Below are 23,806 nucleotides of genomic sequence, written 5' to 3'. Positions count from 1 at the left end.
TCAAGGACAGGAGCACCCGGTGTCTTGCAAGATCATCGTCACCCAGTACATCTCGCTTGACGGCATCATCGAGGACCCTGTCGGCATGGAGGCAAGCGGCCTTGGCGACTGGACCGGGCCGTTCTCGCGCGGACCCGAGGGCGACCGGCTGAAGCATGAGGAACTGTTCGCGGCCAGCGCCCTGCTGCTCGGCCGCCGAACCTATGAAGCCTTCGCCGCAGTCTGGCCGCAGGTCACCGACGACACCGGCTTCGCCGCGCGCATCAACACCCTCCCCAAGCATGTCCTCTCCGGCACGTTGGCCTCGGGCGCCTGGGCGCAGACCCGCATCCTGCAAGGCGACGCGGTCCGGCAGGTCGCCGCGCTCAAGGCGCGCTGCGACGGTGACCTTCTCGTCTATGGCAGCGCCGCGCTGCTGCACGCGCTGATCCCCGCCGGTCTCGTCGACGGTTACCGCCTGATGGTCTATCCGGTGGCGCTCGGCCGGGGAAAGACGCTGTTTCCGCAAGGCGCCGGGGTTCGCCTGCGGCTTCGCGAGGTCCGGCCGTTGAACGACGGTATCGTCTGGATGGAGTACGCGGCCGCGGCCTGAAAAATGCTCGCGCCATCGCAACGAAAAAGGGGCAGGCGCCGCATGGCCCCTGCCCCTTCCTGTTCGCCGTGTCCGCGCGTCGATGCGCGGGCGCGCGTTACGCGATGTCGGCCGCGACCTTCATCGAGACGATCTTGTCCGGGTTCTGCACCGGCTCGCCGCGCTTGATCTTGTCGACATTCTCCATGCCCTCGATCACCTCGCCCCAGACCGTGTACTGGCGGTCGAGGAAGCGGGCGTCGGTGAAGCAGATGAAGAACTGGCTGTCGCCGGAATTCGGGTCCTGGGCGCGGGCCATCGAGCAGGTGCCGCGCACATGCGGCTCGGCGTTGAACTCGGCGCGCAGCTTCTTGCCCGAACCGCCGGTGCCGGTGCCGCGCGGGCAGCCGGTCTGGGCCATGAAGCCCTCGATCACGCGGTGGAAGACGATGCCGTCATAAAAGCCCTCGCGCGCCAGTTCCTTGATGCGCGCGACGTGGTTCGGCGCAAGGTCCGGGCGCATGTTGATGACGACCTGGCCCTGGGTGGTTTCCATCACCAGCGTGTTTTCTGCATCCTTGTATTCGGCCACCCTCGGTCTCCTTCGTATGTTCGTGGAATCTGTGTGCGGTGTTCGTAACGTCAGTTGGCGTCGGCGGCAACGCGCATGCGCACGATCTTGTCCGGGTTCTGCACCGGCTCGCCGCGCTTGATGTTGTCGACGTGCTCCATGCCCTCGACCACCTCGCCGAAGACCGTGTACTGGCCGTTCAGCCAGTCGCCGTCGGCGAACATGATGAAGAACTGCGAATTGGCGCTGTCCGGGCTCTGCGAGCGGGCCATGCCGAGCGTGCCGCGGCGGAACGGTTCGGACGAGAATTCCGCCTTCAGGTCCGGCAGGTCGGAACCGCCCATGCCGGTGCCGGTCGGATCGCCCGTCTGGGCCATGAAGCCGTCGATCACCCGGTGAAAGACGATGCCGTCATAGAAACCCTTGCTCGCCAGCTCCTTGATGCGCGCGACGTGGTTCGGCGCAAGGTCGGGCCGCAGGCGGATCACCACCTGCCCGTCCTTCAGGTCGAGCAGCAGCGTGTTTTCAGGATCGTTCGACTGGGCGCCGGCGGGCGACAGGCCGATGACAGCGGCAAGGACGAGTGCGGAAAAGAACGAAAGCAGGCGTGCCATGGAAGGAAAGTCTCCCGCAACGGGGGTTGGAACTCTCAGCGCGGAGCCGCCAGCCGCTCGGCGAGGCGTTCCGCGACATGAGCCGGAACGAAATGACGGACGTCGCCGCCCATCTTGGCGATCTGCCTGACCAGCGTGGCGGTGATGTGGCGGACTTCCGGAGAGGCCGGCAGGAACACCGTCTGCACTTCGGGCGCCAGCGACCGGTTCATGCCCGCCATCTGCATTTCGTAGTCGAGGTCGGTGCCGTCGCGCAGGCCCCGCACCAGGAAGGCGGCGCCGTTGCGCCGGGCCGTCTCGATGACCAGGTCGTCGAAGGAAATCACTTCGATGCGCCCCGCATCGGCCGCGCCGAAGGCATCGCGCGCGACGCGGGCGATCATCTCCACCCGCTCCTCGAAGCTGAACATCGGCGACTTGCCGGGGTGGACGCCGATGGCGACGACGACCTTGTCGGCAAGGTCGAGCGCGTGGCGCAGAATGTCGACGTGACCGTTGGTGACGGGGTCGAACGAGCCGGGATAGAGCGCGGTGCGTGTCATGCCGCCGATTTACAGGGCGAGCCGCCGTCAGGCAAGCGGGACGAAGGGCGGGGTGGGCGGGGCCGGCTGCCTCCGGCGCTCGCCGCCGCCAAGCTATCGGTGCCTGTCCTCACGGATAGGCTTCCACTGGTCTTTCCGCTACTGCGTCGGACGCACCGGCAGCCGGAGGATGATCTTGCGCCGCTGCGGAGCAACGCGGCTCCAATCATCGAGATAGATCTCGTGATAGGGGCCATCCGCTTCCAGTCCTTGCTCTGGCAGGTGGTCGCCGTAGAGCCCCGCCAGAATCTCCGGAAGGTCGTCCGTCTCACCAACATGCAGGACCTGCACGCACTCGCCTTCGGCCAGGACCTCCCATCGAACAGCAGGTTCATCGCCCAGTTCGTGGCGCGCCTCGGCAGCCGAGTCCTTCAGTTTCTGCGCATCGGCCCAAACCGGCAAAGTGATCTGCACACGCCACTGCCACTTCTCACGATTGCCCGCTGCCAAGTCACGCATATCGTCCGCCCAGTAGAGGATTTCCACCGGCGGCTCGACAAAGGACTTGCCCATTCGCTTCCGCGCTTCGCGCCGGATGGCGTAGATTGCCGTGTAGAGAACCTTCACCGCGGCTTCGATGGAAGTCTGTTCGGGTGGGCCTTCCCCATCCAGGGTCGCGAAGGGAAGCCTGGGCACATCGACCCTGCTGAAGTCGCCGGCCGGCGGCGCATAGACCCGGCGTAACGTGGCCCGATCCTGCGTTAAATCGATCAGTGCTTCGTCTACCATGGCTTGTTCCTCATATAGTCCAGCGTGGTGTCGATCCAGCTGCGCTCGGCGTTCAGTTGGCTGGCCGAAAAGTCGAAGAGAACCTCGACATGATCGGGCATGGGCTGCCTTTGTCGGCGCACCCGCTCGAGCCGCTCCAGTTCCGTGACAACCGACGCCAGGCGTGCCTCCAGGGCGTTCAAGGCCGCATCGCGCGACAGCACCGGCCAGTGCACCATTCCGAGCAGGAGCGACGAGAATGTCGGACGATAGGCGCCAAGGGCCGCGATGGTCTGTTCGCACAGAACCTCGTGGCCGAATGGCGTAATGCGGAACGTCTTTCGCGCCTTGGCGCCCCTCGGCACCTCGGCCGCTACGAGCCCTGCTTTCTCCAGCTTGCCGAGTACGAAATAGATCGACGAGAAGCCGACTTGCGTCCACTCGCGCATCCCCCGTGCCTCTATGATCCGTTCAAGCTCGTATCCATGGCGCGGCATCTCGGCGACGAGCCCGAGTAGCAGCAATTCAGCATCTGTAAGATCGACTGGCATATTCTAGCGCTAGAATATCATGGCGCTAGATGTCAAGCACCCACCCTATGTCGGGCTGTCCACCGAGATCGATGCGACAAGGAGCGGGAGACGCTCCTCTTGGATCACGTTTTGTCGGCAGGATCTTGTCCCTCAGCTCTCCGCCAGTTCCATGAAGCGGATGCGGTTGCCGAACGGGTCGGTCACCTGCAGCTCCAGCCGCCCGTCCTGGTCCTCCAGCCCCGGCTTCATGTAGCGATAGTCCTTGGCCTGCAGCTCCCGGTGCAGATCGCGGATGCCGGTCATGTAGACGCACATGTTTCCGCCGGGCGTCGCATCGCCGGCATGTTCCGACAGGTGCAGCCGCAGTCCGGAGCGCGAGATCTGCATATAGAGCGGGAAGTTCTCGCCGTAGCGGTGCTCCCAGTCGAGGGAAAAGCCCAGAAAGCCGATATAGAACTCGCTCGCCTTGGCAACATCGAAGATCCGCACGATAGGCACTGCCTGGTCGAGGCGGATCGTCTCCCGCGCCTCGGCCGCCTCGCCCTCCCCGATCTTCGCGGCCAGCACGTTCCAGTTGGCCAGGCCGAACTGGCGGGCGACGATTTCCAGCGCTTCGCTGTGGGTGATGGTCAGGTTTTTCTCGGCAAGAGCCTCGCGCATGGCCTTGGCCATGAGCTTCGAATGGCGATGGTCGCGCATGTCCGTTTCCTCGTCACGGCGAAGTCCTCGTCAGCACCCGCATTACCGACGCCTTCGCCCGACGGTGGAACGGTCAGGACGCATCGCTTCGGAGGCATTCGCCATGCCCCGCCATGGTCACGACGGGGTGCGGGCTGCCGGCTGCCTCCGGCCGACCCCGACAGTAGCGCGCAGCCTCGCCCCTGTCAGCTGGGAGTAGCAGCCTGTGACGGCCAGTGAGGGCGCCCCCTCCTTGCACGTGGCGCCTCCGCCGCTAAAACGGCGGGAGCCCAACCGGACAGCGAGACGAGACCTTGCCGATCCTGCCGACGTTTCGCACCGCCCGCCTCACGATACGGCCGCGCACCCTCGCCGATCTGGACGCCTGCCTGGCCATGGACCGCGATCCCGAGGTTACCAAGTTCGTGCCCCAACCATGGGCCGATCCCGCCGGCCACGAGGCTTTCGTGCGCGGGCGGATGCAGGCCGACTACGGGCCGGGCCTCGGCTACTGGTCGGTGTTTTCGCATGACATGCCGGAGCATTTCATCGGCTGGATCCTGCTGATCCCGTGCGGCGGCATCGGGCCGGAGATCGAGATCGGCTGGCGCCTCCTGCGCGAGACCTGGGGCAAGGGCTATGCGACCGAGGCGGCACGGCCCGTCCTTGACCATGCGATGGACACGCTGGCGCTCGACCGGGTCGTCGCGGAAATCGATCCCAACAACGCAGGCTCGATCAAGGTCGCCCGCAAGCTCGGCATGACCGACGAAGGCCTGATCCACAAAGGCGGCGCGACCTGGCGCCGCTTCGTGATGCGGTAGCCAGCTCGCGCAAGCTGTTATCGTCTCGGCACAAGGCCGATTGTGCAACGCTGATTCAATTATTAATATTGCCTGGCAACGCATTCAGCACCGAAACTCTGATTTTACAGACAAACAAAATGAAGATGAAAATAATCTACTTCAACGCCTTGAGCGACGACAGGAACGGAAACAATCTTTTTAGCGTGGACGTGGATGACGTTGGTGAAATGGATTTCAAGACGATAATAGAAGCTAAATTCGTCTCTTCGGATGGCGAGTATGAAATTCCCTGCGAGATATACAGGCCGCGGCTAAACAATGAATTCGAGCCTCTGCATCTTGATGTGCGGTCTGCAAGCCGTCTGGGTTTGAAGCAGGTCATGAAGGTTGGCGACTTTCTGATCCTTGAGGATTGATCGCGCTCAAGAGCCGTCCTCAGCGGGGCATCTACTGGGTCTGCAAACAGAACCGAGCCAAAGCCCCGCGGCTTCGAACCCTCTCAGCCCGTAGCCACGTCGTTTCCCTGCCGGCGCCAGTGTTTTGCAATTGTTGCCGTAAAGTCACTCACTGCGAATTTATTTAAGTCGCGCCACTTTTCTGCTAGACTGTTGCTCATAAGCACAAGGAGGCGCAGGACATGCGTGGCATTGCAGCTTTGGGCCTTGGCGGCCTCGCCGCCATTGCCATATCCATTGCCGTCGGCAGTCTGACATTCGGCACCGCGGATCAGATCAACACCGCGAAGAAGGGCGACCGCATGGCGCGCACGGTGCAGGTCGCCTGTGCCGCCGGCACCATGCAGGACACGGCACAGGGTTGCGCGGATCTCGCGCGCAGCATCGATCCTGCCTCCGGCCCGACATGGCGCACCATCGCCTCCCGGGACGGCAACACCACCGTTCTCGCGCGCACCCGCGTTTCGGAGTGACCCTGAAACACTGACCTCGGACACTCTCGAAGAGCATGGCGGCGGGTCCCCCGGCCCGCCGCCACGTCGTTCGGGGCCTGCGTTTCCCGGTCTTTCCTCCCCCCTCCATTCCGCTTCCATCTCCCCTTCCTGGTGCGTCCGGCATCGTCCGCCATCTTTGCCCTTTCTGAGCCCTGCATCCCGGTGCAATGCTCCCGGCAACACCCGGTCCCCTGGGGGAACGGGGCGCGATCCGGCAGCGGCATGCGGGAGGGCCGACCATGAGCAATTCGCCGAGCAGACGTCGGTTCCTTTTCGCACTGGGAGCCGTCGCGGCGTTTGGGACCGGCGGCGGCCTGCGCGCGCGGGCGCCGCAGCGCGTCCTCGTCCTCGGTGCGGGCATGGCCGGGCTGGCGGCGGCGCGGGCCCTGCAGGAGGCCGGACATGCGGTCACGGTTCTGGAGGCACGCGCGCGGATCGGCGGGCGTGTCTTCACCTCGCGCCTCTGGCCGGATCTGCCGATGGATCTTGGGGCAAGCTGGGTCCACGGCCAGCGCGGCAACCCGCTGACCGCTCTGGCGCGCGAGGCCGGCGCGCGGGTGGTGGCGACCAGCAACGACGCCTCGCTTCTGCTCGGCCCGGACGGGGCGGAGATCGCCCCGGACCTGCGACCGGCCGAGCGCATCCTGCGCCGCGCGCTGGCGTCGGCCGAGCGGCTGCCGGACGATGTTTCGGTGACGCGGGCGCTGGAGGCCTCCGCCGACTGGCAAGACGCCGATGCGCCGATGCGGCGGTTGGTAGCCTATCTGGTGAACACCACGCTGGAACAGGAATATGGCAGCCCGGCGCGGCTCCTGTCGGCCTGGCACGGGCAGGACGGCGAGGAGTTCGACGGGGCGGACGGGCTGTTTCCCGAAGGCTTCGACCGGATCGCCGGGCATCTGGCGCGGGGGCTGGACATTCGCCTGTCCGCCGAAGTGAGAGAGATCGCGCCTGGCTCCGTGCGCCTCGCCGACGGCAGCCGGATCGCGGCGGAGCGCATCGTCTGCACGCTGCCGCTTGGCGTGCTGCGCTCGGGCAGCGTGCGGTTTGCCGAACCGCTGGCGCGGGATCGGCAGGCAGCGATCGAGGGCCTGGGAAACGGGCTCTTGAACAAGTGCTGGCTGCGGTTCGACCGGGTTCGCTGGCCCGGCGATGTGGACTGGATCGGCTGGCTCGGCCCGCGCGCGGGCTATTGGGGCGAGTGGCTGTCGCTGGCGCGAACGTTCCGCGCCCCCGTCCTCCTGGGCTTCAATGCCGCCGATCCGGCGGCCGAGATCGAGCGGATGAGCGACCGCGACACCGTGGCCGCCGCGCTGGGCAGCCTGCGGGCGATGTTCGGGGCGCGCTTTCCCGCGCCGCAAGCCGCGCAGATCACCCGCTGGGGGCAGGATCGGCACGCGCTCGGCAGCTACAGTTTCAACGCGGTCGGAACCAGCCCCGCGACGCGGCGGGCGCTCGCCGGCGCGGATTGGGACGGGCAGCTCTGGTTTGCGGGAGAGGCTGCCTCGGCCGCCCATTTCGGCACGGTGCATGGCGCGGTGCTGTCGGCGCGGTCGGTCGTCCGCGGCCTGTCGGAGCGCGGGTGACCCGGCCGCGCGGTTCCTCGCCGCGCCTGCCCGCGCCCGATCACCGACATTTCACCGGTCTTTCACATTTGCGCGCGCGGCGGCGTTTTCGCGGCCATTCGCCTTGCCCGGCCCCTCCTCGTTTCCCACCTCTCGAACAGGGCCCGCAGGGCACCTGCGCCGCGCCCGGCCCCGGCCGGAGCGGCACCAGGGGCGCTCGCGGACAGAACGCAGGATCGCCTCGCAACCGCGGAGCGGCCGAAAGCGCCGAACCAGCCATGCTCAGTGCGCATGGCTGGCATGCGAAAGCATGGCCGGCTCAGACACAAGCTTCTGCAATCGTTCACAAAAACGGCACAGGCCGTTCACGGAATGCTGAACCGGCAAAGGCTTGCCAATCCCTTCGGGATACTACATATGCCCATCATGATGACGATTCACAAAATTCATCAGCTATCGACTCCGATCGCCCTGTGGGGCGCTGGCGTCGTGCTGCTTGTCGCCACGCTCGGGGCTGGATTGGCCGCCTCGGATGTCGACGCCGCGGCGGAATCCGCTGCCAACATGCAACCTTCTGCGCATGAACGCGTTATCTCGTCAGGCAAGGATGAGCGCGTCATCGCACGAACCGTCGAGGCGGTCTGCGGCGGCATCATCTTCCGAGAGGAGGATCCCGATTGTTTCTCCGGCACCCCGCCGCAGAAGAATCCGGTGATCGCCGAGCCGGCGACGGGCAACCAGGCGCTGCCGGTACAACCCTCCGGATCGTGATACGCGTCACGGTTTCCTTGCCGGTTATGCCCCAATGTGGGGTCATCGAAAAACGGTAACCAGCAGGGACGTGACGACAATGACCTTCATTCATGACCATGGCGAGCAGCACGCCCATCGCATCCGGGACCTGGCGATTGCCGCCGTTGCAGCTCTGGCCGTGTTCGGCGGCATCGCAAGCATCGCCCACACCGTCCAGACGGCCACGGCCGGTGCCGCGGTGACCGAGATGGCGGCTCCCAAGACCGATCGCGGCGCCTCCGCGCTGCCCGCCGAGTGCCAGGGTCAGACCTGGGGCAACTGGTCGACGACCTGCGCCTCGGCGCTGAGCGGCAACAAGGGCATGCGTCAGGTGCAGTTCACCACCGTCGAGACCCGCCAGCCGGCCGCCAACACCTCGGTTCTGGAGCGCGTTCCGTCCAGCTCCTGATCCGGGCGCCGCACACCGGCAACCCGACACTGCAAAAGGCGACGCCCTGCACCGCGCAGGCGTCGCCTTTGCCGTTTCAGGGGCCAAATTGACGTGACGGTCCTCGCCCCGCCCCTCTCGGCAACAATCACGGCTCCGTGATAACCTCAGAATCGCATAGCCTTGGCGCAACGCTCCGCAACCGGATCCGCAAAGGCTTCGCCCGATGTTTCTCGCCGCTCTCTTCGCCCTGCTGTTTGCGGCCCTCGCCGCCGCCGCCTTCGGCCCCATGCGCCTTGCGGGGCTGTTGACCGCGGCAAGCTTCCTCGCGGCGGTGCTGGTCTACCTGCACCACGCGACCGATCCGCTGCCGCTGTCGTTCTGAAGGGGCGCACCATGATCTCCAGATCCCTCGAGACGACGCTCAACGCGCTTGCCCTCATCGCCATCTCGGCCGTGCTCGCCGTCGCCTTCTTCGACCAGTTCGCCAATGGCGAGCTGCCCTGCCCGCTCTGCCTGCTGCAGCGCGCCGGTTTCCTGCTGCTGGCCATCGGTCCGGTGCTGAACGTGGCACGCGGCCCCCGGCCCGCCCATTACGGCGTGACGATCCTTGCCGGGCTTGCCGGCGCGGGCTTTGCCATGCGCCAGGTGCTGCTGCACATCCAGCCGGGCGATGCGGGCTATGGTGCGCCGTTCCTCGGCCTGCACTTCTACACCTGGGCCTTCGTCGTCTTCGTTGTCGCCGTTGCCGCCTGTGCGGCGCTCTTGATCCTGCGCGCGCCCGGCGAGGAGCCGCGTGCCGGCGGCAACCCCGTCCGCCTGACCGGGCTGTCGCTGGTTGCCGTCCTGCTGGTGCTGGCGATGGCCGGGCTCAATGCGGTGAGCACGCTTGCCGAATGCGGGTTTGCCGCCTGCCCGGACGATCCGACCGTCTACCGCCTGCTGCAATAGGCCGTAGCAGGCCCCGACGGGCTGAGCGCGCCTAGCTGGCGGCGATCATCGCGCGGATGCCGTCCGCGATGAACTGGATCGACAGCGCCGCCAGCAGCACGCCGAGCAGCCGCGTGACCACCACGGCGGCGGTCTCGCCCATCATCCGCTCGATGCGGTCGGCCAGCAGGAACGAGACGAAGCACGCGCCGATGATCACCAGGATGACCAGCGCCAGGCCCAGATAGGACACCGTGTCGGCCGCCTGAGAGGACAGGAGGATCACCGCCGAGATCGCCGCAGGTCCCGCGATCAGCGGGATCGCCAGCGGAAACACGGCCACGTCATGCAGCTCTTCCTGATGCGCCGCATGCTGCGACAGCGCCTTTTCGGCGGTCTCCGATTTGCGCCGGTTGCGCTTCTCGAACACCATCTCGATGGCGATGATCAGGAGCAGCAAGCCGCCGGCGATCTGGAAGGCCGGCACGGAGATGCCGAGCACGCCCAGAACCCCGCGTCCGGCGACCAGGAAGAGGAACAGGATGGCCCCGCCGATCAGCGTCGCGCGCACCGCGATGCGCCGGCGCGTGGCGGCCGTGGCGCCTGCCGTGACCGCCAGGAACATGGGCGCCAGGCCCACCGGATCGATGGTCACGAACAGTGTCGCGAAGGCGTTGATGAGATAGTCCGCAAGCATTGCGCAAGCCCCCCGCTCGACTCGTCCGGCCCCGTTATATCAAGCAAAATACGGCGTGGGGGCACCCGGGCGGCACCCCCTTCCCGAACTTTCCCTTGGGAAAGTGACAAGACGCTGTTTTCGCTCGTCTTTTCGCGGCGCAAAAACCCCTGGGCGATTTGGCTGAAATCGCGGAATCGGCTATAAGATCGGGACAGATTCAACAAGTGTGAGAGATCCCTTGACCGATCGGGACACGAACGCACCTTCGGGTGGCCTGCCGTCCGATATCCGGCCCGTTTCCATCACCGACGAGATGAAGCGCAGCTACCTCGATTACGCGATGAGCGTGATCGTCAGCCGCGCCCTGCCGGACGTGCGAGACGGACTGAAGCCGGTGCACCGGCGCATCCTCTACTCGATGCATGAGAACGGCTACGAGTGGAACAAGCCCTACCGCAAGTCGGCCCGCGTGGTCGGTGACGTGATGGGTAAATATCACCCCCATGGCGACAGCGCGATCTACGACGCGCTCGTGCGCATGGCGCAGAACTTCTCGCTCCGCCTGCCGCTGATCGACGGCCAGGGCAACTTCGGCTCGGTCGACGGCGATCCCGCAGCGGCCATGCGTTACACCGAGTGCCGGTTGCAGAAGGTCTCGGCGCGCCTCCTTGACGACATCGACAAGGAGACCGTCAACTTCCAGGACAACTACGACAATTCGGAGAGCGAGCCGGTCGTTTTGCCGGCAAAGTTCCCGAACCTTCTGGTCAACGGCGCCGGCGGCATCGCCGTCGGCATGGCGACCAACATCCCGCCGCACAATCTCGGCGAGGTCATCGACGCCTCCATCGCCCTGATGGAAAATCCGGCGATGACCACGGCCGAGCTGATGGAGATCGTGCCCGGTCCCGACTTCCCGACCGGCGGCATCATCCTCGGCCGCTCCGGCATCCGCTCTGCCTATGAGACCGCGCGCGGCTCCATCGTCATGCGCGGCCGCGCCGAGATCGAGGAGATCCGCAAGGATCGCTACGCCATCGTCATCACCGAGATCCCGTATCAGGTGAACAAGGCGTCGATGATCGAGAAGATCGCCGAACATGTGCGCGAAAAGCGCATCGAGGGCATTTCCGACATCCGCGACGAGTCGGACCGTACCGGCATGCGCGTGGTCGTCGAGCTGAAGCGCGATGCGGTCGGCGACGTGGTGCTGAACCAGCTCTACCGCTACTCGGCGCTGCAATCGACCTTCGGCGCCAACATGGTGGCGCTGAACGGCGGCCGGCCGGAGCAGCTCGGCCTGAAGGACATGCTGACCGCCTTCATCGCCTTCCGTGAGGAGGTGATCGGCCGGCGCACCCGCTTCCTGCTGAAGAAGGCGCGCGACCGCGCCCATGTCCTCGTCGGTCTCGCCATCGCGGTTGCCAATATCGACGAGGTCATCGCGCTGATCCGCACCGCGCCGGACCCGGCCACCGCCCGCGCCCAGCTGATGGAGCGCAACTGGCCGGCCCGCGACGTGGAGCCCTTGATCCGCCTGATCGACGATCCTCGCCACATGGTCAACGAAGACGGCACCTACAAGCTGTCCGAGGAGCAGGCCCGCGCCATTCTCGACCTGCGCCTGCAGCGCCTCACCGCCCTTGGCCGCGACGAGATCGCCGACGAGCTCAACAAGATCGGCGAGGAGATCCGCGACTATCTCGACATCCTGCGCTCGCGCTCGCGCATCCTCGACATCATCCGCCAGGAGCTGACGGACATCCGCGAGGAGTTCGCAACGCCCCGCCGGACCGAGATCATGGACGGCGGCGCGGACCTTGAGGACGAGGATCTCATCCAGCGCGAGGAGATGGTCGTCACGGTCAGCCATGCCGGCTACATCAAGCGCGTTCCGCTCGACACCTACCGGGCGCAGCGGCGCGGCGGCAAGGGCCGCTCGGGCATGTCGACCAAGGACGAGGATTTCGTCACCCGCCTGTTCGTGGCCAACACGCACACGCCGGTGCTGTTCTTCTCCTCGCGCGGCATCGCCTACAAGCTGAAGGTCTGGCGCCTGCCGCTCGGCGGCCCGACCTCGCGCGGCAAGGCGCTGGTCAACATGCTTCCGCTCGAGCAGGGCGAGCAGATCACCTCGATCATGCCGCTGCCGGAGGACGAGGAGAGCTGGGGCAATCTCGACGTGATGTTCGCCACCACGCGTGGCACCGTCCGCCGCAACAAGCTCTCCGACTTCACGCAGATCAACAAGAACGGCAAGATCGCGATGAAGCTGGACGACGGCGACGGCATCGTCGGCGTCTTCACCTGCACCGAGCATGACGACGTCATGCTGACCACGGCGCTCGGCCAGTGCATCCGCTTTGCCGTCACCGATGTGCGCGTCTTCGCGGGCCGCAACTCGGTCGGCGTGCGCGGCATCAACCTCGCCGACAACGACCGCGTCATCTCCATGTCGATCCTGCGTCACTTCGACTGCACGGCGGACGAGCGCAGCGCCTATCTGCGCCTGCGCCGCCTGATGCGCGGCGAGGCCGACGAGGCGAACGGCGAAGCTGGCGGCGAGGACGAGGGCGTGCCGGCGGGCGACCTGCCGCAGGAGCGCTACGTGGCTATGAGCGCGCATGAGCAGGTGATCCTCACCATCTCGGAAAACGGCTACGGCAAGCGCTCGTCGTCCTTCGAGTACCGGGTGACGGGCCGCGGCGGCAAGGGCATCACCGCCATGGCGGTGACCAAGCGCAACGGCCCGCTCGTCGCCTCCTTCCCGGTGGAAGACAGCGACCAGATCATGCTCGTCACCAATGGCGGCCAGCTGATCCGTTGCCCGGTCGACGGCATCCGCATCGCCGGCCGCGCCACCCAGGGCGTCATCGTCTTCAACACCGCCGAAGGCGAGGAAGTCGTCTCGGTCGGCCGCGTCTCCGACGAGGAGGACGCCGAAGAGGCGATGCTCGACGAGGCCGGCGGCGAGACCCCGGCGTCCGGCTCCGACACGTCGGGCGATGCCGGCGACGGCGAGACTGGCGATGGCGAGACTGGCGAGGACGGGGCTCCGGGCGACGACGCCTGATCCCGCCTCACCGTCTCACGACACCATCACGGGCCGCAGGACTCTCCTGCGGCCCTTTTTTGCGCGCTCCCCTCCCATCCCCTCGGCTGTCACCCCGGCCAAGCGCAGCGCAGAGCCGGGGCCCATTCGTTCCCAGAGCGGCTGCGACGTCACGCCGAGCGCGCGCCCTACACGACTGCAAAAGCAGCACGACGGTCTGCCATAGACCTGCTGAGGGCACCAATCATTCCCAGAGCGGTGGCGAGGCCCCCGAAACCTCGTCCTCCCGGACGGCGCTCGCTCTCGCGCACCGCCCTCTCGGTTCGTCATCCCGGGCAAGGCGCAGCCGCGACCCGGGACCGGCGAGCCGAGGGCCTCGCGAAGGCACTCTGGAACAACCCCACACCCGCCGTGCCTCTCCGGTCCAGGCTCGGCGCTGCACATCGTCCGCCCCACCCGCAGGATGTCATCCCGGTTTCGGCAACGCCGAAGACCGGGATCCAGTAACCCCGTACGGCTCTGCCCGAGCCTGAGCGCTGCCGCCGGAACGTCGGTGGCGGCCGCCTTCGCGCCACCATCCACCCCGGCGGATACTGGATACCTGCCTGCGCAGGTATGACAGCGGACAATGGAACGGGCGCCTCCTGCCTCACTCCTGCCGAGGGTGCCAATGGATCCCGGGTCGCGCTCCGCTTGCCCGGGATGACCTCCGAGAGGGAGGCACGCCCTCGCATCCCCTCGGTCGTCACCCAAACCTCGGTCGTCAGCCCACCGCCGTCATCCCGAGAGAACGCCCCCATCACCCCTTGGGGCTGAACAGATGCACCGGCTCGGTGACGCCGCGAAGGCGATGCTCGCCGAGGTCGTCCAGCGCCACGTCGAGCCCGCGCGCGGCCGCCTGCGAGATCAGGATCTCCCGGCCGAGTTCCTTGGTCAGCGCCTCGATGCGGCTTGCCGCGTTCACCGCAGGGCCGATCACCGTGAAATCGAGCCGCCCGGCCGAACCGACATTGCCGAAGAACACCGTGCCCTCGTGCAGCGCGATGCCGGTGCGCAGCGGCGCCCACACCTCCCGAGCGCCCGCAACCGCCTCGGGCGGCGCCGCGTTCAGCGCCGCGATTCCGGCAAGGGCCGCCCGCGCCGCGCGCAGGGCCGCGTGTGCTGCCCCCTCGCCTTGCGGAAACACGGCCAAGACCCCGTCGCCCATGAATTTCAGGATCTCGCCGCCTTCCGCGATCACCGACCCGGCCAACCGCTCGAAATAGGCGTTGAGCAGCGTCGTCATCGCCGGTCCCGGCAGCCGCGCCGACAGGTCGGTAAAGCCGCGCAGGTCAGACATCCAGATCACCGCGTCGATTTCCTCGCCGACGCCCCGCCGGATGCTGCCTTGCAGCACCTTGCCTCCCGCCGCCGGCCCCAGATAGGCGTCGAGCAGGTTCGCCGAGATCCGCCGGTCGATATGCCGGGCGACATGCAGAGCCAGGATCGAAAGCAGCCGGTCGATGCCCGCCCGCTCGGCCGCCGTGAAGCCGCCCGGCTGGCGCGTTGCCAGCGACACCAGGTTGTGCTGGCTGCCGGACCCGGTTCCGCCGGCAGCCGTCAGCGGCAGCGCCATGTAATGGCTGTAGCCGAGTTGCCCGAGTTCCCGCAGCAAGGGGTAGTGCGCCGAGGTGTCCTCGTCGATCGTCCGGTCGAAGGCCTCGCCGCGCTCGATCACCGCAAAGATCGGGCTTCGCCGATAGGCATCCGTCGCCAGGATATCCTCGGCCACCTGGATCTCGTCGCAGATCCCGTCGCCCGCCTCCCAGTTCCAGGCAAAGCCGTAGATCTGCGGGTGCAGCGTGCCCACATGCAGGCTCGCCCGCTCGAAGGACGGCAGCGCCGCCGCCATGCGCCAGCAGAACGCCTCGAAGAAATCCAGCACGTCGCCGACCGCCAGCGCCTCGCCGAGCAGCCAGGCCTCCACATCCGCCAGCGTCTGGATCGGCGCCCCTTGCGCCTCGCGCTGCGAGCGCCGGCGCAGCCGCACCCCCTTCGCATAGGACCTTGGAAACGGATCGATCCCGGCCATCCCCGTCTTTCCCGCCTCTTCGTCCGGCCCCCCCGGACAGCACGTCACGACCGCACTTTACCTCAAGGCGGCCGCACCGGGGACAAGTCGAACGATGCGGCGCGGCGCCCGGCGGGGATAAGTGTGCCGGACGGACGGGGACAAATGCGCCCAGGGCACGCCGCCCGGCAGCAGCGGCGATTTCGGGAAATTGAGACGGCCGAAATCAAAATTTCGCAATTTCGAGACGGAATTTTGCAAAATCCGTCTCGAAATTCTCAAGGCCTATTCGGCCGCCTCGACCTTCGGCTTTATCACCGGTTCCATCGCGCTCAGTTCGGCCGGATCGAGATGGCACAGGATCCTGTGTCCATCGCCGAAGCTGCGCAGCGGCGGCAGCTCGACATCGCAAGTGCCCGGCATCATGTAGGGGCAGCGGGTGGAGAACGGACAGCCCGGCGGCGGGTTGGTCGGCGACGGGATTTCCCCCTTCAGGACGATGTGCCGCTTCTCGATCCGCGTATCGGCGATGGGCACCGCCGCCAGCAGCGCCTCGGTATAGGGATGATAGGGCGGCGCGAAGATATCCTCGGTGGTGCCCTGCTCCATGATCCGGCCGAGATACATCACCACCACCCGGTCGGCGAGGTAGCGCACCACCGACAGGTCGTGGCTGATGAACAGCATCGTCGTGCGGTTCTCGCGCTGGATGTCCATCAACAGCTCGGTCACCGCCGCCTGCACCGAAACGTCCAGCGCCGACACCGGCTCGTCGGCGATCACCACCTTCGGATTGCCGGCGAAGGCGCGGGCGATGCCCACCCGCTGCTTCTGCCCGCCGGAGAGCTGGCGCGGCTTGCGCTTGGCGAAATCGCGCGGCAGCTTCACCGTGTCGAGCAGCCGGAAGACGATCTCCTCCACCTCCTCGTCCTTGCTGGCGACCCCGAACTTGCGGATCACGCGCGCGATCTGGCTGCCGACGGAATGCGACGGATTCAGCGTGTCGAACGGGTTCTGGAAGACCATCTGCAGCTTCGAGATCGTCTCGGCCTTGCGCCGTTCCACCGGCAGATCGCCGAGCTCGACATCCCCCAGCATCACCTTGCCGTCGGTCGCGTCCTCCAGCCCCATCAGCACCTTGGCGAAGGTCGACTTGCCGCAGCCGCTCTCGCCGACGATGGCCACCGTCTCGGCCTCGCGCGCGGTGAAGCTCAGCTTCTCGTTGGCCTTCACCACCCGCTCGCTGCCGCCCATCACGAACAGCCCGCCATCCTCGATCAGATAGTGCTTGGTCATGTCCTCGACCGAGAGCACCACCTCGCCCGCCTCGACCGGCGGCTTCGCCTCGCCCTTCGGCAGGTCGCGGTTCCAGTCGATCTCCTGGAAGCGTTCGCAGCGCACCTTGTGGTCGTCGTCGCCCGGAACGGCGCGCATCGGCAGCCGGCCGACATTGCACAGCCCGTCGCGGAAGAAGGTGCAGCGCGGCCCGAAGTTGCACCCCTCGGGGCGCTCGTGCGGCAGCGGCAGCTGGCCCGGGATTGCCACCAGCGGATGGGCGTTCTTGTCGGCGCCGGGCAACGGGATCGAGCCGAACAGTCCCCGCGTGTAGGGATGGCGCATCTCGTCGAAGACGTCATGAATGTCCCCGACCTCCACCGCCTCGCCGGAATACATCACGGTCAGCCGGTCGCAGGTCTCCAGGATCAGCCCGAGATTGTGCGAGATGTAGATCATCGAGGTGCCGAACTCCTCGGCGATCTCGTTGATCAGCTCGACGATGCCCGCCTCCACCGTCACGTCCAGCGCCGTCGTCGGCTCGTCGAGCAGCAACAGCTTGGGGTTCGACAGCAGCGCCATGGCGATCACCACGCGCTGCTGCTGGCCGCCGGAAATCTGGTGCGGGTAGGACGCCAGGATACGCTTGGGGTCCGGCAGGCGCACCTTGGCCAGCATCTCCTCGGCGCGCGCCAGCGCCTCGCGCTCACTCAACCCGTCATGGTAGATCGGCACCTCGGCCAGCTGCGCGCCGATGGTCATCGAGGGGTTCAGCGAGGCCATCGGCTCCTGGTAGACCATGGCGATGCGCGAGCCGCGGATCTGCCGCAGCTCCTCCTCGCTCATCTGCCGCATGTCGCGGCCTTCGAACAGGATTTCCCCGCCGACGATCGCGCCGTTCTTGCCCATGTACTGCATGATGGCCAGCGCCACGGTCGACTTGCCGCAGCCGCTCTCGCCGACGATGCCGTGCGCCTCGCCCGGCATGAGCTTCAGGTTGAAGTCGACCACGGCCGGGATCTCGCCGGCGCGCGTGTAGTAGGAGATGCAAAGGTTCCGGCATTCGAGAACGGGAACCTCTTCGGCGGCGTGATCGCTCATTGTGTCCCCCTCCTCAGTCGCGCAGGCTCATTTCCCGAAGGCCGTCGGCCATCAGGTTGAAGCCAAGGATCAGGCTCGAAACGGCCAGCGCCGGCACGAGCAGCATGTAGGAGAACTTCCACAGCATCGCCGTCTTGGCGCTCTCGCGGATCATCAATCCCCAGTCCGGGTCGGGCGGCTGCAGGCCCAGCCCCAGGAAGGTCAGCGTGGTGATCGCCACCGTCGTGTAGCCGAGCCGCAGGCAGGCATCGACGATGATCGGCCCGCGCACGTTCGGCAGCAGCTCGAAGATCATGATGTAGAGCGGATGCTCGCCGCGGGTCTGCGCCGCGTAGACGTAGTCGCGCGTCTTGATGTCGAGCGCCAATCCCCGGACGATGCGCATGATCGCCGGCGCCGAGGCGAAGGTCACCGCCACCACGATGTTGAAGCCCGACGGGCCGAGATAGTTCAGGATGACGATGAACAGCACCATCACCGGGAACGACAGCAGCACGTTGGCGACGAACGAAATGATCTCGTCCCACCAGCCGGCCAGGTAGCCGGAGATCAGGCCGAACATGGCGCCGAACACATAGGCAACCATGGTCGCCGTGACGCCCCAGACCAGCACCCGCTGGCAGCCCCAGATCATGCGCGACAGCATGTCCCGGCCCTTGAAGTCGGTGCCGAGCCAGAAGAACAGGCCGTTCCGCTCGGTGAAGGGCGTCGTGAACGGGGCGATCGGCTTGTTCGGGTCCATCAGGGGCAGGTACGGCGCGCTGACCGCCATCAGCAGCCAGAAGAACACCAGCGTAATGCCGATCACGGCGACCCGGCTTTCGCGGAAGGCGCGGATGCCGAGCACGTAGAGCATCAGCGTTGCCGGGATCGCCGGCAACAGCACGGCCCGCGCCTCGCCTCCGATCGCCTGGCCGAACATCACATAGGCCATCAGCGGCAGCCACATCAGCAGAAACAGCGCGATGACGGGCTTCGGCCGCGACAGGCGGTCGAGGGCGGAGGGGCCGGACGGGATCTCGGTCACTGCCATTGAGTGCGTCTCCGGTCCTTACGCAAAACGGATGCGTGGGTTCAGGAAGGTGTAGCCGATGTCGGAGATGATCTGCGACAGCACGGCGACGGCGACGGCGACCAGCGTGCAGGCCTGCACCACCTCCACATCGGGAAACAGCGCCGCTTCCAGCAGCAGCTTTCCGAAGCCGTCGTATTCGAAGAAGACCTCCACCACGACGACGCCCGACAGCAGCCAGTTGAGCTGCAGCACGATCAGCGTGAAGGGCGCGATCAGCGCGTTGCGCAGCGCATGGCGCATCACCACCCGGCGGTACGGCAGGCCCTTCAGGATCGCGGTGCGGATGTATTGCGAGGTCATCACCTCGGCCATCGAGGCGCGGGTCATCCGGGCCACATAGCCGAAGTCGTAGATCACCAGCGTCAGCACCGGCAGGATCAGTTCGCGGAAGTTGAACCCGCCGATCATCGCCGATTTCACCGGCAGCCAGCCGAGGCCGAGGGCGAAGATGATGGTCAGCAGGATGGCGCTGGCGATCTCCGGGATGCTGGTCGTGAAGACCGATACGAACGAGATCGTCCGGTCCTGCAGCGATCCCTCCTTCATCCCCGCGAGAATACCCAGGATCAGCGACAACGGGATCATCAGCGCGAAGACGAAAAAGGCCAGGATGCCGGTATTGGCCAGCCGGTCCGCCAGCAAGGGGCCGACCGGACGGTTCTTCTCGTAGGAAAAGCCGAGATCGCCGCTCAGGATGTTCCCGACCCAGTTGGCGTAGCGCTGGTAGAACGGCACGTCGAGGCCGCGTGCGGCGAGCCAGCTCTTGTAGCTCTCCTCGGTCAGGGCCGAGACGGCAAAGCCGCCCAGCTCCTGCACCGCCAGCCGTTTCTTGAACTCCGGCGTGTCGAAGATCGCGAACAGCAACAGCGAGGAGACCGCCATGATCAGAACCATCTGAACCAGGCGTCTCAGGATCAGTTTCAGCATGTGGCGCCCACCGTGTCGGCCCATCGATCATGCCGCAAGCGCGGCATGCGGGCCCTCCCCCTGACCTCGGCAAAGGACCGCCGCGCCCGAAAAACCCAGGCGCGGCAATCCGTTGTCCGTATCAGCTCATCCAGACCTTGTTGAACTGGTGGTACTGGGTCGGGTGGCCCGGATAGCCGTTCACCGACTTGGAGGCCATGCAGTAGACCGGCCGCCAGATCGGCATGACCATCACCGAGGCGTCCTGCAGGATCTGCGAAGCCTTGGCGAGCAGCCCCTTGCGGGCCTCCACGTCGAGCGTCGCCTCGGCCTCGTCGAGCGCCGCGTCGAACTCGGGCGAGGCGAAGCCGGACTCGTTCCACGGCACGCCCGTGCGGTAGCCGAGCGACATCACCATCGTGCCGAGCGGACGGTGCGTCCAGGCGGTCGCGCCGAACGGCGTCTTGGTCCAGATCTCCCAGTACTTGGAGGCCGGAATGACGTTGATGTTCAGCGTGATGCCCGCGTCCTTGAGCTGGTCGCGCATGGCCTCGGCGGCCGTCTGGTGCCACGGGCCGTCCGTGTTGCCGACATCGATGGTCAGCGTGATGCCGTCCGGATGGCCGGCCTCGGCGAGCAGCGCCTTGGCGCCCTCCACGTCGCGGGTCAGCGGCGCCAGCGCCTGGTAGTCCGGATGCACCGGGGCCACGTGGTGGTTCTCGCCCACATCGCCGCCTTCCGGGTAGACCAGCGGCTTGATCGCGGCATTGTCGATGGCCATGGTCACGGCCTTGCGCACGCGCTCGTCCGTGAACGGTTCGGCATCGACGCGCATGCGGCAGCACAGGCACTGCGCGGTGCGGGCGGCGATGATGTTGCCGTCGATGGCCTTGGCCAGTTCCATCTGCTCGACGCCGAAGTCGTAGATCGCATCGACGCTCTGGCCGGCAAAGGCGGTCAGCTGGTTGTCGGCATCGAAATTGTAGTAGTGGATCTCGTCGAGAAACACCGTGCCGCCCCAATATTCGAAGGGCTGGCCGCCGGCCTCGGTGACGCGCTTCAGGATGCAGCGGTCGCCGACCACGTTCTCGGTGATCGTGTAGGCGCCCGTGCCGTTGATCGCGTTGTCGAGCGGCGGCTTGAAGCCGCGATGCACGATGGCGGTCGGGTAGTTGTACATATCCTCGGGGAAGGACAGCACCGGCTTGGTCAGGTTGAAGCGGATCGTGTGATCGTCGACGATCTCGATGGCACCGTCGATGAGGCTCTTCTTGCCGTCCTTATCCTCGACCATCGCCGAGACCGACGACAGGCCGATATTCGACGAGCCGAGATCCGGGTTGGTCCAGCGCTCGAAGTTGAACTTGACGTCCTCGGCGGTGAAATCGTCGCCGTTGTGCCACTTCACGCCCTTGCGCAGGTAGAAGGTCCAGGTCTTCAAATCCTCGGAGGCTTCCCAGCGCTCGGCCAGCATCGGCCGGGTCACGTTGTCCGGGCCGGTCATCGCCAGGTATTCCAGCATGTGGCGCGTCTGGTTGGAGGCCTGGGTCCACGAGAAGGTCGCCGGATCGTCGATCTTCTGGACCTGCATCGCCACCTTCAGGATGCCGCCGGCCTTGGCGTTCGGGTCGTCCGCCGGGAACGGCAGGTTGGCTGCATCCTGGGCGACCGCCGGGCTCGGCAGGCCGGCCATCGCATAGGCCGCGCCGGCGCCCACGCCCAGAAGCGCGGCGTAGCGGACGAACTCGCGGCGGCTCAACCGGCCGCTGTCCATCTGTTCCTGTGCTTCCCTGACTTTCGGATGCATCTTGCTTGACGTCTCGTTGGTCGACATGCCCTGTCTCCCCTCCAACCGATTGCTGTGTTTGCTCTTTTCATCGCCGCTGCGGGCCGGAAGCCCGCCGCGCATGGTGTTCGTGGCCTTGCCGGTCCCGCGTTGGCGCTGGCGCGCCGGCGGGGTGCGACTGCGGACCTGCCCTCGAGATCCTCCTTGTCGGCCGGCCGCGGTTCCGGCCCCTCGCCGGACGCGCGTACCGATGCTCTTTTCCGATGCCGCAGCGTCCGGCATTGCCGCCGCCACGGATCCAACCGCGTCAACCTAGCATGCAATCATGGTGGCTTGGCAAAGCCCTGCGTCCATTTTTTTGAGGTCCGGATCGAACGTGTCGGTATCCGACAACAGATAGTCGCATAATCGATATCGCCTTTCCCTCGTTGCCGGCGCTAGGCTTCTGTCACATCGCGCGTATTGAAACGCGAACGCTTCCGAAACAACCGGCGCTCTGCTTGTCGTTTTCGGAGATGGCTGCATTTTACTGAGACGGATACGAAACTAGACGTCCGCAACCGCAGCGGGGAGCCGGGTTCGCATGGTCGAGATCGACGAAGTTGAGGCCGCCCCGGCCGCCGACGACGAGGGCGCCGGCCGGCGCCGCGGACGCAGGGGCCGCCGGGACGTCCAGGGACATCCGGACGCCATCGAACAGAAGCCGTTCCGGGCCCGCCGCAATCCCTTCGCACCGGTCCAGGCGGTGTCCGAAGATCAACTTGAGGCGATCCATTCCGCCTCGCTCGACGTCCTGGAAAATATCGGTGTCGATTTTATCAATAGCGAGGCAAAGGCCCTTTTGAAGGCCGCCGGCGCCGACGTATCCCCCTCATCCGACCGAATCAGGATGGATCGCGGCCTGGTTCTGGAGGCGCTGGCGAGCGCGCCGGAGGCGTTCATCCTTCACGCGAGGAACCCGGAGCGGAACCTGAAGGTCGGCGGCGACAGCGTCATCTGGAGCGGCGTCGCCAGCGCCCCCAACTGCGCCGACGCGCAGCGCGGCCGGCGGCCCGGCAGCCAGCAGGACTATCGCGACTTCCTCCGCCTCAGCCAGGTCTTCAATGTCATCGACCTGAACGGCGGCTACCCGGTCGAGCCGGTCGACATCCACGCGTCGGTCCGCCATCTCGACTGCATCTCAGACTTCGTGACGCTGACCGACAAGGCGTTCCACATCTACTCGCTCGGCCGCGAGCGAAATCTCGACGGTATGGAGATCGCCCGGATCGCACTTGGACTGACACATGAGGAATTCGAAAGAACGCCTTCTGTCATATCGATTATCAACTCTTCGTCTCCGCTGCGTCTCGACACACCGATGCTCCAGGGTATTCTCGAGATGTCGCGGCGCGGGCAGCCGATCGTGCTCACCCCGTTCACGCTGGCCGGTGCGATGGCACCGGTCACGGTCGCGGGCGCCCTGGTGCAACAGAACGCCGAGGCGCTGGCCGGCCTCGCCTTTGCCCAGATCGTGCGCCCCGGCGCGCCGGTGGTCTATGGCGGCTTCACCTCCAATGTCGACATGAAGTCCGGCGCCCCCGCCTTCGGCACGCCGGAATACATGCAGGCGGCCCTTGTCGGCGGCCAGCTCGCCCGCCGCTACAAGCTGCCCTACCGCTCCTCGGCCGTGTGCGCGGCGAATTCGCCCGACGCCCAGGCTGCCTGGGAAACCGTGTTCTCGCTCTGGGGCGCGCTGATGGGCGGCGCCAACTACATCAAGCACGCCGCCGGCTGGCTGGAAGGCGGGCTGACGGCCGGCTTCGAGAAATTCGTCATCGACATCGATCTGCTGCAGATGATGGACGCCTTCCTGCAGCCGCTCGACACCTCGCCGGACGCGCTCGCGGTCGAGGCGATCCGCGATGTCGGGCCCGGCGGCCACTTCTTCGGCACCGCCCACACGCAGGCCCGCTACAAGACCGCGTTCTATCCGCCTATCATCTCCGACTGGCGGAACTTCGAGACCTGGCGCGATGCGGGCTCGCCGACCGCCTACGACAAGGCGCAGGTGCTCTACAAGAAAGCGCTCGCCGAATACGAGGCGCCGCCGCTCGATCCGGCCATCGCCGAGGAGCTGGCAGCCTTCGTCGCCCGGCGAAAGGCCGAAGGCGGCGCCCCCACCGACTTCTGACGTCGGCGGCCGATTGCCGCCGA

At 66.4% G+C, this 23,806-nt stretch carries 23 protein-coding genes; 11 read left to right on the top strand and 12 right to left on the bottom strand.

All coding sequences use genetic code 11. From position 1 onward, the window contains the following. Positions 1-19: 19 nt before the first annotated feature. A complete protein-coding gene (locus tag ACVJ6E_RS09045) occupies positions 20-592 on the top strand; it encodes a dihydrofolate reductase family protein (protein WP_158592636.1) in 573 nt (190 codons plus the stop codon). 97 nt (positions 593-689) lie between these two features. Here the strand turns inward: ACVJ6E_RS09045 and ACVJ6E_RS09040 are convergent, their stop codons facing one another. The 6 genes from ACVJ6E_RS09040 to ACVJ6E_RS09015 form a co-directional block, all read right to left on the bottom strand. Next, a complete protein-coding gene (locus ACVJ6E_RS09040; protein ID WP_120268369.1) occupies positions 690-1,127 on the bottom strand; it encodes a peptidylprolyl isomerase in 438 nt (145 codons plus the stop codon). An 86-nt stretch (positions 1,128-1,213) separates the two neighbouring features. Further along, a complete protein-coding gene (locus ACVJ6E_RS09035; protein WP_120267958.1) occupies positions 1,214-1,756 on the bottom strand; it encodes a peptidylprolyl isomerase in 543 nt (180 codons plus the stop codon). A 35-nt stretch (positions 1,757-1,791) separates the two neighbouring features. After that, complete coding sequence (gene coaD / locus ACVJ6E_RS09030; RefSeq protein WP_120267957.1) at positions 1,792-2,298, bottom strand: pantetheine-phosphate adenylyltransferase; 507 nt, start codon at positions 2,296-2,298, stop codon at positions 1,792-1,794. 138 nt (positions 2,299-2,436) lie between these two features. Next, a complete protein-coding gene (locus tag ACVJ6E_RS09025) occupies positions 2,437-3,066 on the bottom strand; it encodes a GyrI-like domain-containing protein (RefSeq protein WP_120267956.1) in 630 nt (209 codons plus the stop codon). Next, positions 3,060-3,569 (bottom strand): PadR family transcriptional regulator, encoded by a 510-nt coding sequence (locus ACVJ6E_RS09020; RefSeq protein ID WP_491676429.1) that lies wholly within the window; start codon positions 3,567-3,569, stop codon positions 3,060-3,062. The genes ACVJ6E_RS09025 and ACVJ6E_RS09020 overlap by 7 nt, the downstream gene beginning before the upstream one ends. Before the next feature lie 159 nt (positions 3,570-3,728). After that, a complete protein-coding gene (locus ACVJ6E_RS09015) occupies positions 3,729-4,277 on the bottom strand; it encodes a bleomycin resistance protein (protein ID WP_120267954.1) in 549 nt (182 codons plus the stop codon). A 293-nt stretch (positions 4,278-4,570) separates the two neighbouring features. Between ACVJ6E_RS09015 and ACVJ6E_RS09010 the strand changes: the two genes are divergently transcribed. The 8 genes from ACVJ6E_RS09010 to ACVJ6E_RS08975 all read left to right on the top strand — a co-directional run bounded on the left by ACVJ6E_RS09010 (position 4,571) and on the right by ACVJ6E_RS08975 (position 9,707). Then, complete coding sequence (locus ACVJ6E_RS09010; protein ID WP_199681026.1) at positions 4,571-5,080, top strand: GNAT family N-acetyltransferase; 510 nt, start codon at positions 4,571-4,573, stop codon at positions 5,078-5,080. A gap of 125 nt (positions 5,081-5,205) precedes the next feature. Then, positions 5,206-5,478, top strand: a complete 273-nt coding sequence (locus ACVJ6E_RS09005; RefSeq protein ID WP_147421828.1) for a hypothetical protein — start codon at positions 5,206-5,208, stop codon at positions 5,476-5,478. Between the two features lie 221 nt (positions 5,479-5,699). After that, positions 5,700-5,990, top strand: a complete 291-nt coding sequence (locus ACVJ6E_RS09000) for a hypothetical protein (protein WP_147421827.1) — start codon at positions 5,700-5,702, stop codon at positions 5,988-5,990. Positions 5,991-6,250: 260 nt separating this feature from the next. After that, positions 6,251-7,597 carry an FAD-dependent oxidoreductase gene (locus ACVJ6E_RS08995; RefSeq protein WP_120267951.1) on the top strand — a complete coding sequence of 449 codons (1,347 nt, stop codon included), beginning with the start codon at positions 6,251-6,253 and terminating at the stop codon, positions 7,595-7,597. Between the two features lie 396 nt (positions 7,598-7,993). Beyond that, complete coding sequence (locus tag ACVJ6E_RS08990) at positions 7,994-8,347, top strand: hypothetical protein (RefSeq protein WP_120267950.1); 354 nt, start codon at positions 7,994-7,996, stop codon at positions 8,345-8,347. A 79-nt stretch (positions 8,348-8,426) separates the two neighbouring features. Further along, positions 8,427-8,777 carry a hypothetical protein gene (locus ACVJ6E_RS08985; RefSeq protein WP_120267949.1) on the top strand — a complete coding sequence of 117 codons (351 nt, stop codon included), beginning with the start codon at positions 8,427-8,429 and terminating at the stop codon, positions 8,775-8,777. A 205-nt stretch (positions 8,778-8,982) separates the two neighbouring features. Continuing rightward, positions 8,983-9,141 carry a DUF5993 family protein gene (locus ACVJ6E_RS08980; protein ID WP_158592635.1) on the top strand — a complete coding sequence of 53 codons (159 nt, stop codon included), beginning with the start codon at positions 8,983-8,985 and terminating at the stop codon, positions 9,139-9,141. An 11-nt stretch (positions 9,142-9,152) separates the two neighbouring features. Further along, positions 9,153-9,707, top strand: coding sequence for a disulfide bond formation protein B (locus ACVJ6E_RS08975; RefSeq protein ID WP_120267948.1), 555 nt, complete (start codon positions 9,153-9,155; stop codon positions 9,705-9,707). A gap of 31 nt (positions 9,708-9,738) precedes the next feature. Here ACVJ6E_RS08975 and ACVJ6E_RS08970 read toward each other — a convergent pair whose 3' ends face one another. Next, positions 9,739-10,383: a MarC family protein gene (locus ACVJ6E_RS08970; RefSeq protein WP_120267947.1), complete on the bottom strand. Its 645-nt coding sequence runs from the start codon at positions 10,381-10,383 to the stop codon at positions 9,739-9,741. Between the two features lie 295 nt (positions 10,384-10,678). On the opposite strand from ACVJ6E_RS08970, the gene gyrA reads away from it, so the two are divergent. Then, entirely contained in the window at positions 10,679-13,438 is a 2,760-nt protein-coding gene (gene gyrA / locus ACVJ6E_RS08965; protein ID WP_491676443.1) for a DNA gyrase subunit A, read from the top strand. A 778-nt stretch (positions 13,439-14,216) separates the two neighbouring features. Here gyrA and ACVJ6E_RS08960 read toward each other — a convergent pair. The 5 genes from ACVJ6E_RS08960 to ACVJ6E_RS08940 form a co-directional block, all read right to left on the bottom strand. Continuing rightward, complete coding sequence (locus ACVJ6E_RS08960; protein ID WP_120267945.1) at positions 14,217-15,488, bottom strand: adenylate/guanylate cyclase domain-containing protein; 1,272 nt, start codon at positions 15,486-15,488, stop codon at positions 14,217-14,219. 264 nt (positions 15,489-15,752) lie between these two features. Then, entirely contained in the window at positions 15,753-17,843 is a 2,091-nt protein-coding gene (locus ACVJ6E_RS08955; RefSeq protein WP_120267944.1) for an ABC transporter ATP-binding protein, read from the bottom strand. Between the two features lie 13 nt (positions 17,844-17,856). Further along, positions 17,857-18,876, bottom strand: coding sequence for an ABC transporter permease (locus ACVJ6E_RS08950; protein ID WP_199681024.1), 1,020 nt, complete (start codon positions 18,874-18,876; stop codon positions 17,857-17,859). 18 nt (positions 18,877-18,894) lie between these two features. Then, a complete protein-coding gene (locus tag ACVJ6E_RS08945; protein ID WP_120267943.1) occupies positions 18,895-19,845 on the bottom strand; it encodes an ABC transporter permease in 951 nt (316 codons plus the stop codon). Between the two features lie 121 nt (positions 19,846-19,966). Beyond that, positions 19,967-21,658: an ABC transporter substrate-binding protein gene (locus tag ACVJ6E_RS08940; protein WP_199681023.1), complete on the bottom strand. Its 1,692-nt coding sequence runs from the start codon at positions 21,656-21,658 to the stop codon at positions 19,967-19,969. 535 nt (positions 21,659-22,193) lie between these two features. Between ACVJ6E_RS08940 and ACVJ6E_RS08935 the strand changes: the two genes are divergently transcribed. Further along, entirely contained in the window at positions 22,194-23,783 is a 1,590-nt protein-coding gene (locus tag ACVJ6E_RS08935) for a trimethylamine methyltransferase family protein (RefSeq protein WP_120267942.1), read from the top strand. Positions 23,784-23,806: the final 23 nt, after the last annotated feature.

The organism is Stappia sp. G46H5W (assembly GCF_058448995.1).
The sequence above is the reverse complement of the archived record's forward strand: the minus strand, read 5'-3'. Positions and strand labels throughout refer to the sequence as shown.

Coding starts and splice junctions, on each gene's coding strand:
- ACVJ6E_RS09040 (WP_120268369.1), bottom strand. CDS start 1,127: ATGGAAACCACCCAGGGCCAGGTCGTCATCAACATGCGCCCGGACCTT.
- ACVJ6E_RS09035 (WP_120267958.1), bottom strand. CDS start 1,756: ATGGCACGCCTGCTTTCGTTCTTTTCCGCACTCGTCCTTGCCGCTGTC.
- coaD (WP_120267957.1), bottom strand. CDS start 2,298: ATGACACGCACCGCGCTCTATCCCGGCTCGTTCGACCCCGTCACCAAC.
- ACVJ6E_RS09025 (WP_120267956.1), bottom strand. CDS start 3,066: ATGGTAGACGAAGCACTGATCGATTTAACGCAGGATCGGGCCACGTTA.
- ACVJ6E_RS09015 (WP_120267954.1), bottom strand. CDS start 4,277: ATGCGCGACCATCGCCATTCGAAGCTCATGGCCAAGGCCATGCGCGAG.
- ACVJ6E_RS09005 (WP_147421828.1), top strand. CDS start 5,206: ATGAAAATAATCTACTTCAACGCCTTGAGCGACGACAGGAACGGAAAC.
- ACVJ6E_RS09000 (WP_147421827.1), top strand. CDS start 5,700: ATGCGTGGCATTGCAGCTTTGGGCCTTGGCGGCCTCGCCGCCATTGCC.
- ACVJ6E_RS08995 (WP_120267951.1), top strand. CDS start 6,251: ATGAGCAATTCGCCGAGCAGACGTCGGTTCCTTTTCGCACTGGGAGCC.
- ACVJ6E_RS08990 (WP_120267950.1), top strand. CDS start 7,994: ATGCCCATCATGATGACGATTCACAAAATTCATCAGCTATCGACTCCG.
- ACVJ6E_RS08985 (WP_120267949.1), top strand. CDS start 8,427: ATGACCTTCATTCATGACCATGGCGAGCAGCACGCCCATCGCATCCGG.
- ACVJ6E_RS08980 (WP_158592635.1), top strand. CDS start 8,983: ATGTTTCTCGCCGCTCTCTTCGCCCTGCTGTTTGCGGCCCTCGCCGCC.
- ACVJ6E_RS08975 (WP_120267948.1), top strand. CDS start 9,153: ATGATCTCCAGATCCCTCGAGACGACGCTCAACGCGCTTGCCCTCATC.
- ACVJ6E_RS08970 (WP_120267947.1), bottom strand. CDS start 10,383: ATGCTTGCGGACTATCTCATCAACGCCTTCGCGACACTGTTCGTGACC.
- gyrA (WP_491676443.1), top strand. CDS start 10,679: ATGAAGCGCAGCTACCTCGATTACGCGATGAGCGTGATCGTCAGCCGC.
- ACVJ6E_RS08960 (WP_120267945.1), bottom strand. CDS start 15,488: ATGGCCGGGATCGATCCGTTTCCAAGGTCCTATGCGAAGGGGGTGCGG.
- ACVJ6E_RS08955 (WP_120267944.1), bottom strand. CDS start 17,843: ATGAGCGATCACGCCGCCGAAGAGGTTCCCGTTCTCGAATGCCGGAAC.
- ACVJ6E_RS08950 (WP_199681024.1), bottom strand. CDS start 18,876: ATGGCAGTGACCGAGATCCCGTCCGGCCCCTCCGCCCTCGACCGCCTG.
- ACVJ6E_RS08945 (WP_120267943.1), bottom strand. CDS start 19,845: ATGCTGAAACTGATCCTGAGACGCCTGGTTCAGATGGTTCTGATCATG.
- ACVJ6E_RS08940 (WP_199681023.1), bottom strand. CDS start 21,658: ATGTCGACCAACGAGACGTCAAGCAAGATGCATCCGAAAGTCAGGGAA.
- ACVJ6E_RS08935 (WP_120267942.1), top strand. CDS start 22,194: ATGGTCGAGATCGACGAAGTTGAGGCCGCCCCGGCCGCCGACGACGAG.